The 12426-nt window shown below is 38.8% G+C and carries 10 protein-coding genes; 8 read left to right on the top strand and 2 right to left on the bottom strand.

Translation table 11 applies throughout. The annotated features are described in order from the left end of the window. The first annotated feature begins 264 nt into the window (after nt 1-264). From gst to IGK27_RS11895, 8 genes are all read left to right on the top strand, one after another. The gene (gene gst / locus IGK27_RS11930) at nt 265-774 is read left to right on the top strand and encodes a DinB family glutathione transferase (RefSeq protein WP_002361063.1); all 510 of its coding nucleotides are present in this window, start codon (nt 265-267) and stop codon (nt 772-774) included. 137 nt (nt 775-911) lie between these two features. Next, nucleotides 912-1376 carry an RNA polymerase sigma factor gene (locus IGK27_RS11925; RefSeq protein WP_002401614.1) on the top strand — a complete coding sequence of 155 codons (465 nt, stop codon included), beginning with the start codon at nt 912-914 and terminating at the stop codon, nt 1374-1376. A 2-nt stretch (nt 1377-1378) separates the two neighbouring features. Then, a complete protein-coding gene (locus IGK27_RS11920) occupies nt 1379-2305 on the top strand; it encodes an anti-sigma factor (protein WP_002365315.1) in 927 nt (308 codons plus the stop codon). A gap of 150 nt (nt 2306-2455) precedes the next feature. Next, entirely contained in the window at nt 2456-4237 is a 1782-nt protein-coding gene (locus IGK27_RS11915; protein ID WP_010830683.1) for a hypothetical protein, read from the top strand. 111 nt (nt 4238-4348) lie between these two features. Then, entirely contained in the window at nt 4349-5089 is a 741-nt protein-coding gene (truA, locus tag IGK27_RS11910; RefSeq protein ID WP_002359105.1) for a tRNA pseudouridine(38-40) synthase TruA, read from the top strand. Between the two features lie 102 nt (nt 5090-5191). Further along, nucleotides 5192-5575: a potassium channel family protein gene (locus tag IGK27_RS11905; RefSeq protein WP_002355036.1), complete on the top strand. Its 384-nt coding sequence runs from the start codon at nt 5192-5194 to the stop codon at nt 5573-5575. 128 nt (nt 5576-5703) lie between these two features. After that, on the top strand, nt 5704-6966 hold the full coding sequence (sstT, locus tag IGK27_RS11900) for a serine/threonine transporter SstT (protein WP_002355037.1): 1263 nt from the start codon (nt 5704-5706) through the stop codon (nt 6964-6966). 149 nt (nt 6967-7115) lie between these two features. After that, nucleotides 7116-9668 (top strand): cation-transporting P-type ATPase, encoded by a 2553-nt coding sequence (locus tag IGK27_RS11895; RefSeq protein WP_010830682.1) that lies wholly within the window; start codon nt 7116-7118, stop codon nt 9666-9668. Nucleotides 9669-9673: 5 nt separating this feature from the next. Here the strand turns inward: IGK27_RS11895 and IGK27_RS11890 are convergent, their stop codons facing one another. Next, on the bottom strand, nt 9674-11113 hold the full coding sequence (locus IGK27_RS11890) for a helix-turn-helix domain-containing protein (RefSeq protein WP_161634190.1): 1440 nt from the start codon (nt 11111-11113) through the stop codon (nt 9674-9676). 100 nt (nt 11114-11213) lie between these two features. After that, nucleotides 11214-12395 (bottom strand): hypothetical protein, encoded by a 1182-nt coding sequence (locus IGK27_RS11885; RefSeq protein ID WP_002359110.1) that lies wholly within the window; start codon nt 12393-12395, stop codon nt 11214-11216. Nucleotides 12396-12426: the final 31 nt, after the last annotated feature.

Below are 12426 nucleotides of genomic sequence, written 5' to 3'. Positions count from 1 at the left end.
TCACTATACAAAAATACAGAATTTTACAGAACTTTGCCTTGTTAGCCTCTCGGACTATCTTAAAGGTACTTTTCCACATACTAAGGGAAACTACGAGAATTGTCAATTCTTTTTTACTTAGGGGGGTGTTATTTTTGAAGAAAGAAAGTGATCTTTACCCTTTCCGCAGATACCGCAGCCAAAAAAGAACTACAACGGATTCTTTTGCAGTATAATAGAAAATAGAAACGAAAGAACAGGCACCAACACAAAGGAGGTATTTTTATGAAAGTCACTCAACTTTCTAGTGAAACCCTTGACCGAGCGCACGAACGTTTTGAAGAAACCCTTGCGCAAATGACCGTTGCCGAAGCAAACACGATGCCCGCACCATTAATTAAGTCTGTTACTTGGCTAATGTGGCACACAGCCAGAGAATTAGACCTACAAATTTCCGCACTTAATCATAGTGAACCGTTATGGCTTAGCCAACACTGGACAGAAAAATTTGCCTTGGATTTGCCAGATGAGACAGAAGACTGGCATCACACACCAGAAGAAGCGGCGAAAGTCGTGGTGGCAGAAAAGCAATTGCTTAGTGACTATTTGGCTGCTAGTGTGGCACTTACCAAAAGCTATTTAGACCAAATCAAAGAAGAACAATTGTCAGACGTGATTGATAAAAATTGGACCCCGCCGGTGACTAGACAAGTCCGTTTAGTTTCAGCGATTGATGATGCAGTGATGCATTCTGGGCAAGCCGTTTATACACGAAGATTAGTCATTGGAAAATGATAAATAAGCAAAAACAAAAATGCTTCTGCTTAAGCAGGAGCATTTTTTATTGAGAGAAAAATACATAAAAATAATGAACGAAGGACTGTCCACTTTTTCCCTAGTTGAAACGTTGTATAAGTGAAAGGAGAAATCAGATGAAAAAGGAGGCAAATTTTGACGAAGTACTATTTTCTTTGGGGCAAGAAGTCATCCAAGTCTTGATTCACCGAGGAGCAAGTCTTGAAGATGCACAAGATGCAGTGTCGCAAACGTATACAACGATTTTTTCAATATTACCTGAAATTACATCAGAAAATCTACGCCCGTGGTTTTTCCGAGTAACATTTAATTACTACATTACGATGTATCGAAAAAAGAAACGAGAACGCACTTTTGTGGCAAACAGCCATCCTGTGCAATCAATAGAAAAAATGGAAGGGCAAGAGTTATTATTATTGATCGATTCCTTAAAAGATGAGGAACAAGAACTAGTACTTTTGAAATATTATTATCAATTATCGTATGCCGAGATTGCGTTGATTTTAGAATTATCTGTTGAAAATGTTCGCAAAAAATTGTATCGCACACGTCAAAAATTAAAAAAAGAACTGGAGGAATAGAAGTGGATTTAAAAAAAAGTATTCGTAAAGCGAAAAGAAAACAATTTATCGTGATTGGTGCCATAACCGTTGTTAGTTTTGCCGTATTGTTTGTCGGTTTTTTTGTGGGAATGGATAAACTTTCGACGAAAAACTATCATACCCTACTAGAAGTAATTAATGATCAAGAAATGATTGCTTCACCAAACACTCAATTAGATTCCCAAGTAATTGCTAATAGTTCGCCTTTTGGGGGCGAAGTTGTAACTAATCGTTCAAAAAATATTGATGGTTACACGGTGGAGTGGAGTAATTTACGTAGCAGATATAGCTTTTTCAGAAATTCGATTGACTGGAATGAAGTCTATCCTGGTAGCTATTATTCTTCTAAGAATTTTTATGAATACAACCGACAAACCAAGCAGAAAGTAGCATCTTTTTATAACCCAGCGATTACCAATTACTATGGTGGTATCAAAAACGAATTAAGTGAATTAGATAAAATGGAAAACCAAGTAGCGGAAGTGGCGATTTCTTTTGATAAACCTTATCCATATGAAGAAGTCCGCAAAATGTTACCGAGCAATGTCAACTTAGTTTGGCTCTATGTTTACTCCGAAACGGTTAATGAAAAAGAGGGTCCTTCTGGTACGCTGCCTTATGGTTTTCAATTAAGCATGGACGATCAAAACGAAATATTTGATCCTGAAAACGACAAGCAACACTTTTTTGAAACCTTAGAAAAATCCCCCATGTTTGCTGACAACCAAGAAGGCCAAAAGTTTATCCAACAAAATAAAAATAAAAAAGTCGAAAAATTACCTATTTGGGGAGTCATGCTCACCGGACAAACCAAAAATTTCAAAGCCTTACAAAATGAACCTTTTGTTCGTGGGGCTTCAATTGGCGTGACCGCACCTATCGTTCCTTATATTCAGCCAGAGAAATAAACGTTCTTCAAAACTCTAAGCCTTCCGACTGATTTTGCTTCAACGATATTGTCAGTAAAAATAGAAAACGTTATAATAGAATGGATCACAGGAAGTGCTTCTACAATGCGTGGGAGCACTTTTTTACTTATCTATGAGGAGGGCAAGTGAATGTTTTTTAATTTTATTGGGTTAACGTTATTTTTTGGTATCGGGATCTTAGTTGCGAATGGCGCCAAAATTGTAGCGAATAAAGGGAAAAAGAGTAAGGGGACCATTCTATTAATGGTGATGGAATTGCTCTTGTTAGGTATCTTTTTATTTGTGACTTTGCCAAGTAAAAATCTTTCAACCGTGTTATGGATTAATCTGATTGGCGCAGTGATTGCTAGTGGGGTGTTATTAAGTACACGCTTAGCTAGTAAAGTCGAAGTTCCTGGTATCCAAAAGGGCCGCAAAGAAGTAGGGAAGAATACCAACAAAACGGCTAACAAAGACTGGTCTGGCAAAATTTTGGGTGTTGCCGTTTTGGCAATGATTTTGTTGACTGTTGTCAGTAGTATTACCAGAATCTCTTCTATTGATGAAATTTATCAAACGATTCCTTTAAAAACGGAAGAAAAAGCTGAAGTTTTAACTTCGGCGAAAGAAACACCCATTGCGATTGCACCACAAACGGCGAAACGAAAAATGTTACAAAAATTTTCTGTCATTCCCAATTCCAATATGTTTACTTTGGATGGTATAACGGCACAAGTTGTCAATGGCGAGTATGTTTATGTAGCAACAGTCGAATTTAATGGCTTCTTTAAATGGCTAAAACTGGGGGAAGTACCTGGCTATTTCATCATTAGTGCGACAGATATCAACGCACAGCCAGAATTTGTAGAAAAACCAATTGTTTATACTCCTTCAGCTTACTTTGGCAAAGATGCTGCACGAAAAATTTATTCCGCTTATCCAGGTTATGCAGCAACTGGCACAATCAATTTAGAGTTGGACGACCAAGGAAATCCTTACTATATTCAAACGCTTTACAAAGAGTATGGGGTTTCTGGTCGCATGCACTATAATGAATTTAAAACGGCGGTATTAAATGCTACAACAGGAGAAGTTAACGTTTATGACAGTCAAAAAGCCCCAAGTTTCGTTGATGCGCCGATTACTAGTTCAGCGGCGAATAGCTTAAATGAATTCTTTGGTCGTTACAGTCAAGGCTGGTGGAACCAGACAATGTTTGGTGCCAAAAAAGATGTTAAAATTCCAACTGAAAATGGTATTTATGCATCAGGACAAATTACGCCGATGATGAACAAGGAAGGGAACCAGTTGCTTTATTTTACGGACTTTACAAGTAGTGAAAAAGACCAAGATTCCGCTTTAGGTTATTCCTTAATCAATGCCCGAACAGGCCAAGTTACGTATTATCGTGATACTAAAGTCGGCATTATGGATAGTGATGGCGCCATTTCTATCGCTTCAAAAATTTATCCAGAAAAGAAATGGAAAGCTAGTATGCCAGTCCTTTATAACATTGATGGCGTGCCAACGTGGATTGTTTCGTTAATGGACAGTAAAGGGATTTTCAAAAAATATGTCTATATAAACGCCGTAGATAATGATATTGTGATTGATGCAGACACGGCACAAGGCGCATTAGACGCTTATCGAATTGAGTTAGTAACCAAAGGAAGTAACAATGAAAATACAGACAAAGCCAACTTGAAAACGATGCAAGGTAAAGTAGCTCGTGTCTCAGTAGTAGCTGGGGAAGCGCAAACGGTAGTTTCATTTTTACTAGAAGATGAAAAAACCATTTTTAGCGTAACAACTAATAACAGTCCGCTGGCGCTATTCTTAAAAGAGGGCGACCAAGTGACATTTAAAGCCGTAGTGACTGAAAATGCTAAAGCAGCGAATGTTGAAGAATTGAAAATTGCAGGATTAAACTAAATAAAACACCTCTTTTCTATAGAAAAGAGGTGTTTTATTCTTGGAAAAGAAGAAAAATCCACTTATTTCTGCTATGATAAGAGAGAAAAAGAATACGAAGGAGCTTCGCCCATGCGCAACATAAAATTAACCATTGAATACGATGGTAAAAGATACTCAGGTTGGCAACGACTAGGCAATTCAGAGAAAACGATTCAAGGGAAAATTGAAAGTATTTTAACACAAATGACGGGTGAACCGATTGAAATTATTGGCTCAGGCAGAACGGATGCCGGCACACATGCACGTGGTCAAGTAGCGAATTTTAAAACGACTAGTTCACTAACAACAACCGAAATGTTATCCTTTTTAAATCGATATTTACCTGGCGATATTGTTGTTAAAGAAGTTACAGAAATGCCTGAACGTTTTCATGCACGGTATAATGCCACAGGCAAACAATACAGCTACTATGTTTGGAATAGCCCAATTCCTAATGCCTTTGAACGGTATCATAGTTTTCACTTTCCCAAAGCGTTGGATCAAGAAAAAATGGAACAAGCTTGCCAAAAATTAATAGGGACCCATGATTTTATTGGCTTTTCAGCATTGAAAAAAAACAAAAAATCGACTACTCGAACGATTGAAAAGATTACGATTGAAAGAAACGGCGAAATGTTACAGTTCACTTTTGTGGGCAATGGGTTCTTGCATAAAATGGTCCGCATCCTCGTTGGGACACTTTTAGAAATTGGTGCAGGCACCAAAGAATTAGCGATAATTGATGAATTGTTCGCAACAAAAGTCCGAGAAGGCGCAGGTGAAACGGCTCCTGCACAAGGGTTATTTTTAGATGAAGTGTATTATAAATAACAAAAAAATAAATTTTCTTTAACCACACCAATTAAAAAGTTGAACTTCATCTAAAAAGTGCTAACGTTAAGAAGAGATTAACAATAGAAAGAGGTCATTTTTTTGCTATCTTTACTTATTTCTGTCAAAAAACTATTTTCATCTTTTTTAGGTATCTTAAAAAAAGAAGACACTCGTGCCTTGTTCTTTTTACTGGCAACCACGTTGTTGAGTGGGACTATTTTTTATTCAACAGTGGAAAAATTGTCGCCATTAGATTCGTTATATTTAAGTTTCATGACGTTAACCACGATTGGTTATGGAGATGTGCATCCAGTTACTGACTTGGGAAAAATTTTCACCATGGTTTATGCTACAGTAGGCTTGGGGATTATGGCTATGTTTATTTCGGTCGTAGCAAAATCCTACTTGTATTCTAAACAAAGTCATCACCACCATCACCATAAAAACAAAGAACATTCAGCGGAAAAGTCTTCAGAAAAATAGACGAAATTGATGAGTTGACCAAGTGTTTCTCGAAAAATGAAAGTTTTTTGAGAAACACTCTTTTTTTATCTTAATAATTATGGTAGTATGTCCCAAACTGTATTTTATTTTAAAGGAGCGTGAAGTGAATGGTCAAAGCGATTCGGAAATTATCGTTAATTCAAAAAATCATGATAGGGATTGTGATTGGAACCACCTTGGGTTTCTTGGTGCCAGAATGGACCTTCATCAGCGTTCTTGGTGAATTGTTTGTGGGCGCCTTAAAAGCAATTGCGCCGATTTTAGTTTTTGTCTTAATTATTGCGTCGCTAGCCCAACAAAAGGCTGGGGCGAAAACATATGTTGGATCAATTTTAGTTGTGTATCTGTTAGCGACATTTTTGGCAGCTGTTGTTGCCGTGACGGCAAGCTATCTGTTTCCCGTTAAGATTGTCTTGGAGGCGGCGCAGGAAGCGCAAGCAGCCCCAACGCAACTTAGTGATGTTTTAAGCAATGTGTTAACAAGCGTTGTCCAAAATCCGATTCAAGCGATGATTGAAGGCAATTATTTATCTGTTTTATTTTGGTCCTCATTAATCGGTATTGGGCTACGTCAAAGTTCGGTCGCTACCAAGGATGTGATTGCCAATCTTTCAACAGGGATTACCACGGTCGTTCAAATGATTATCGGCATTGCGCCAATTGGAATTCTAGGTTTGGTGTTTCATTCGGTGGCAACAACAGGCATTGCAGGGTTAGCCAAGTATGGTCAGTTACTATTATTGTTAATTGGTACGATGGCCGTGGTTGCTTTAGTCGTTTATCCAGCGATTGTTTTTTGGAATATTCGGCAAAATCCGTATCCGTTAGTCTTTTTTGTATTAAAGGAAAGTGCGATTCCCGCATTCTTTACACGCAGTTCTGCGGCCAATATTCCCATTAATATGGAATTGGCGAAAGCAATGGATTTAAATGAAGAATCTTATGCGGTCTCTATTCCGCTGGGCGCAACGATTAATATGGGCGGCGCAGCCATTACGATTACCATTATGACATTGGCGGCAGTCCACACATTAGGCATGTCCGTGCCAATCTATTTAGCATTATTGTTGAGTATCATCGCCGCTGTTTCTGCTTGTGGGGCTTCAGGAATTGCTGGTGGTTCCTTGTTGTTAATTCCGCTTGCATGTAGTTTGTTTGGCATTTCCAATGATATTGCCATGCAAGTCGTCGGCGTTGGCTTTATCGTCGGCGTAGTCCAAGATTCCATTGAAACAGCGTTGAACTCTTCTAGTGACTTGTTGTTTACCACCTCAGTTGAGTTAGCAGACCGACGTAAAAATGGTGAAATTATTGATGTCAAAGCGTTAATTGGCAAAAGTCAATTGGTGGTCGAACAAGAAAATATTTAAAAGAAAGGAACAACCCGCTAAAATGCGGGTTGTTCCTTTCTTTAATAATCTCGGCCCCATTTTTTTCAGGGGCCACTGAAATTATCGACCATTTTGTGAAGAAAATCCTCTCTATAATAAAGGTATCAAGTAAATAGGAGGTACACGAAATGAAATGGTATCAACTTTCCTCAACAAAAGTAATCGAGCAGACTAAGACGAAGCAAACGGGTCTTTCTAGCGAAGAACGTCAGCAACGTTTACAAACGAATGGTCCAAATAAAATTGAAGAAAAACAACAACTGAAAACGTGGCAAAAGCTAGCCAAACATTTTACAGATTTACTAATGGTGGTCTTACTCGCTGCCGCAATTCTAAAATTTGCCACAGGCGAAGTGGTCGAAGGAAGTATCATTTTTCTAGTGGTACTTGTCAATGGCTTTGTCGGTTATTGGCAAGAGCGTAAAGCAGAAGAATCATTAGACGGCCTGAAACAGATGATGGGCCAAGAGGCAGTCGTTCTAATTGATGGACAAAAAACAACCGTTTCTTCTGAAACATTGGTTCTGGGAGATGTAGTCACGTTACAAGCTGGCGATGTAGTCCCAGCAGATTTGCGCTTATTTGATGTTCATAATCTGATGATTGAAGAATCAATTTTGACAGGCGAATCAGAAGCCGTGGAGAAAATTACCGGTTCCTTGAATGAAGAATTGCCAACAGGCGATCAAAAGAATTTGGCTTTTTCAGGAACTCTTGTCCAAGCGGGCTCAGCCTTGGGCGTTGTAGTAGAAACAGGAGATTCCACTGAAGTTGGAAAAATTAATCACGCGTTGCAGTCAGTAGATCAAAAAACAACGCCGCTCGTACGGAAAATGCACCAATTAAACAAGCAAATTTTCCAAGGGATTATGGTCTTGATCGTGTTTCTGATTTTCTTTACCACTTTTCGTCATGGCATGGAATGGAGCCTCTTATTTTCTGCGATGATTGCATTAATTGTAGCAATGATCCCAGAAGGCTTACCTGCTGTGTTAACGATGATTTTATCGATGGGTGTTCATGAGATGGCTAGAGAAAATGCGATTATTAAAGGCATGCCTTCCGTTGAAACATTAGGCTCAATGACAGTTATCTGTTCAGACAAAACAGGAACGCTAACTAAAAACGAAATGACGGTAATGGATGTAGTGACTGAAGAAATGACCATTGTCAAAGAGATTATGGCCAACTGTCAAGAATTGAAATTACAAGACCAACAAAAAATCGCCGACTTGCAGGGGAATCCTACCGAGTTAGCTTTACTACAATATGTTGATCAGGATCAACTGTCTTTACGCCCTGTAGAAAAGAAAATTCCGTTTAGTTCAAGTTACAAATACATGGCCACTCGCCATCCGCAAGCAGAAGGTTCAATTATTTATGTCAAAGGTGCGCCAGAAGTATTGTTACAACTTTCTACGTTATCTGATAATCAAAAAGATGCTTGGCAAGCACAAGCTGCGCAATTAGCGCAAAAAGGACAACGGGTATTAGGTTTCGCTTATAAGACAGTTACGTCACAACAGGAACTGACACATGAAACATTGTCAGGATTGACGTTTGCTGGACTGGCAGGCATCATCGATCCGCCAAAAGAAAGTGCCATTCAAGCCGTCAAAGAATCTCAAGAAGCAGGTATTTCCGTCAAAATGATTACCGGAGACCATAAAGATACAGCGCAAGCCATTGGCGAGCAGGTTGGTTTAAAGCATACGAAAAAAGTCCTTGAAGGATTAGAAATTGATGCTATGTCAGATGAAGAATTAGCTCAGCACGTTCAAAAAGTCGATGTATTTGCACGAACGACGCCAGAACATAAATTACGAATTGTCACGGCTTTACAAAACAATGGCGAAATTGTCGGAATGACCGGCGATGGCGTGAACGATGCGCCAGCACTAAAGAAAGCCGATGTCGGAATTGCCATGGGAATTAAAGGAAGTGAAGTAACCAAACAAGCCGCAGATATGGTTTTGGCAGATGATAATTTCCATACGATTGCTAAAGCCGTGAAAGAAGGACGCCGCATTTTTGATAACTTGAAAAAGACGATTACTTTCTTCTTGCCAACTTCTTTAGCACAAGGTTTAATTATTGTCTGGGCGCTTTTAATGAATCATCCTCTACCGTTGACACCTGTCCAGATATTATGGGTAAACATGGTAACTACGATTACTTTGTCTTATGCATTAGGTTTTGAAAAAGCGAGTGCTGATACCATGAAACGACCACCAAGAGATGTCAACGAAGGCATTTTAACAAAGTACAGTATTTTTAGAATCGTCTATGTGTCGGTACTCATTATGATACCAGGTTACCTTATGGCATTACAATTTGAGGGACAAGCATTACAGCAAACGTTCCTCTTACAAAGTATCGTCTTAGCGCAAGCAGCGTATATGATCAACTGTCGTAAGTTGGTTGATCCATCGTTAAGCACAGGCTTTTTCCAAAATAAAGTGTTGTTTGCTTCATTAGGAATCCTCTTTTTACTACAAGCGCTAGTAGTTTACTGGCCAGTAGCGCAGCAATTAATTGGCACAACTTCTTTAAATGGCCTTCAATTAGCAATGATTTTCGTCCATGTTGTGAGTCTGTTTTTCCTTGTTGAAGGGGAAAAATATATAACCAAACGATTCATGACGAAAGAAAGCCAAAAAACTAGCGAATGTCCTCGCTAGTTTCTTTAAAAATAAGAATGAAGAGTGAGCTCTGCTAGTCGGCGGAGTTCATTTTTTGTTGGAATTAAAGAGAGATAAAAGACAGGAAGATCAAGATGATCCAAGGGGAAATTGGAAATAATTATGTCGGCTTCATTTAACGTCAACTGGCTTAGTTCCACATATTCAATAGCTTGTAATTTCACACGAGTACCTAAATAAGCAGCTAATTCTTGTTGCAAAAAAGCTTTCCAAGCAGGTTCCCCTTGAAAGAGGAAATAGGCAGTCATCGTTTGCGCCTGAATGGAATAACTGGCTTGTTTTTCTAACAAAGAAGCCAAACTAAGAAAATAAGTCGGTTCTTCAATCGTGGTGTAGAGAGATAAAATCTCCAAAAGTTCTTGGTTGCTCTTTGATAACGCAAGGTCCTCTGCGGCTTGTTCGGTCATTAATTCTTGATATTCCAATTGAAATTGCTCAGAAAGTGTTGGGGACTCGGTATATTTAATGAATAACAATAACAGATTATCCAATAAATTTGTTTGGATTAAATCAGGCCGGGCTTCTTCAGTGGACAAATTAGTGACAAACTGTTGTAACGACTTTCGCAGCTGACTGTAATGAGTGTGGAGCGCAGAAGCCAACGTTTCGCCATAGACATTATCGTAATTCCAACTTTCTAAGAAACAAAAGAAGGCGAAAAAACTTTCTTCTCCTTGCAAATAGATGCCTTCAGAAGCATAAAGTTTTGCCAAGGACGGTTGATAAAGTTGAAACAAGACATCTTTTGAGTCAAAAGAAAATTGACTCACTCGGCAATTGGCTTTGTTGCGAATCGTGTTAATAAAAAACCAACAAGCGCCAAAAATTTCTTCCGTTTCCACCGTCAACTCACTATTGTAAACTTGTTTCAAAAATTGAAAATAATGCTCCTCATGAATAGAATAATCGTCAAAAAAATAATTATTATGAGTAAAAGGCACCAACAAACGGTGATAAAAAATCCGAATATTGCTTTCTGCCCCGATTAGCTGAATGGTCGTCGTGGTTAGCTGAATCGTTAAATGAAAATCACGTAAGGCCAGATTCATTTTTTTGATATGTCGCTTCAAAGTTTCATAAGAAACACCACTAGTGCTCAAAAAAGAAGTTGTCACTAACTCTTTCGTAAATAGTAGCTCTTTTAATAGCTGAATACTAATGGATTGAGGTAAAAATAATGACCAAAGCTCATTGGTTTGCGCATTCCCCTGATTACGTAACCGAATACCACTGCTATCGGTTTCAATGGACCAGTCGGCGGGTAATTGACTGCGAATATACTGTAAATCCGAAAAAACGGTTCGCTCTGTCGTCTGGATTTGCGTGGCTAAACGCTTGGCTGTCAGCTGAGGAACATTTAACAACTGTTCCAACAAACGAATTTGCCGAAGCAAATCTTTTTCCGTTATCACACGTTTTAACATGGAGTACATGGCAAAACCTCCTTTTGCTTAAGAATACGGATAAAAAGGGGATTGGTCAATTAAAAAAAGAAGCGAATCGTCATTCGCTTCTTTTTATTCACTATACAAAAATATCAAATGTATGCAAAACGGCTGACAATAAAATGGTTACAACAGCCATTCCTGATACAAAGCCGACAGCACCAGGAACAAACGGAGGTAATCGTTTAGCAATATAGCTACCGACAGGGGCCGCACTAATTCCTGCTAAAACGGCGATGGTCAGGGAAAGCCAAAAGCCACCACCCATCATTAAAATCACACCAGGAACAATGCTGACCAGTGGCATAAACGTTGGATACCAACCTTCTTCAGCGAAATGTTTTCGATAAAGAAAAACACCAACAGCCGAAGCAATCATTTGTCCCATTAAAATGTCAGGAACCAAGCCAGAACCATTTGTAATATGATTAATATTGACAAACCAATCTGTTAAAACGCCTAGAATTACCAAACCTCCAACTAACTCATTTCCATAAAACCAAGCTTCGGAGAAGTCAGCAAAAGTGCGTCGTATTGACCATTGAAAGGTTTGCGTATTTTCAATTTTAGGTTGTTTTTGCCGCTTCTGAGCGATTGGTGCAACAGAAGGAACCATCCAAGGAAGTTGATGACAGATGGCTGAAACAATCCAGCCAACAAAAGCCATTGTGGTAACGTTGGAAACTGTCCCAGGTACATTTAAAAGGGGCATCAATTGCGCATTCAGCCAATTGGCAAACGGAAAGGTGAAAAGCGCACTCAACAGAGAAATCGTTCCTAATTTTTTCCAGCCAGGACCATAAACGAGCGTTAAAGCTGGCGGCGTGCCGACCACCACAATAAACGTTGGTAACCACAACACTTCTTTTGTAAAAAAGCGTGTAAAATCAAAAACATAAATAGTTAAAAAGAGGGAAAGTAGCTGAGAAGCAAGTACCCAAGGCCAAGCACCAGAACCACCAGCAATTGCAAATCCCTGCCATTTTGAATTTTTCCGATAAAGTTGCCAAGCAATCAGACCGCCGATTAGTAAGAAAAGCGTTGTAAAAAGTCCACCGTAAAATTCCCCTTCCGTGAAGTTCATAACAAAATAGATAAATTTGTAAAATCCCTGCTGATTCACTTTGGTAACTACGTCATTGTAAGGAAAAAAGTTAGACACATGTCGAAAGCCATTCATGATCCAATACAGGAACATTCCCAAAAAAATTTTTACAACAAGAGCTAAAACGGCTTCGTAATTGATCGATTTATTTTTCATATGATCGCTCCAAAAAAATGACATTTTACTA

Source organism: Enterococcus sp. DIV0236 (assembly GCF_050558525.1).
GTDB classification, from domain to species: Bacteria; Bacillota; Bacilli; order Lactobacillales; family Enterococcaceae; genus Enterococcus; species Enterococcus faecalis.
This window is presented reverse-complemented; position numbering and strand designations above follow the sequence as displayed.

Excerpts from the sequence above, each read along its gene's own strand:
- gst (WP_002361063.1), top strand. The coding sequence starts at position 265 with ATGAAAGTCACTCAACTTTCTAGTGAAACCCTTGACCGAGCGCACGAA.
- truA (WP_002359105.1), top strand. The coding sequence starts at position 4,349 with ATGCGCAACATAAAATTAACCATTGAATACGATGGTAAAAGATACTCA.
- IGK27_RS11890 (WP_161634190.1), bottom strand. The coding sequence starts at position 11,113 with ATGTTAAAACGTGTGATAACGGAAAAAGATTTGCTTCGGCAAATTCGT.
- IGK27_RS11885 (WP_002359110.1), bottom strand. The coding sequence starts at position 12,395 with ATGAAAAATAAATCGATCAATTACGAAGCCGTTTTAGCTCTTGTTGTA.
- IGK27_RS11895 (WP_010830682.1), top strand. The coding sequence starts at position 7,116 with ATGAAATGGTATCAACTTTCCTCAACAAAAGTAATCGAGCAGACTAAG.
- sstT (WP_002355037.1), top strand. The coding sequence starts at position 5,704 with ATGGTCAAAGCGATTCGGAAATTATCGTTAATTCAAAAAATCATGATA.
- IGK27_RS11915 (WP_010830683.1), top strand. The coding sequence starts at position 2,456 with ATGTTTTTTAATTTTATTGGGTTAACGTTATTTTTTGGTATCGGGATC.
- IGK27_RS11925 (WP_002401614.1), top strand. The coding sequence starts at position 912 with ATGAAAAAGGAGGCAAATTTTGACGAAGTACTATTTTCTTTGGGGCAA.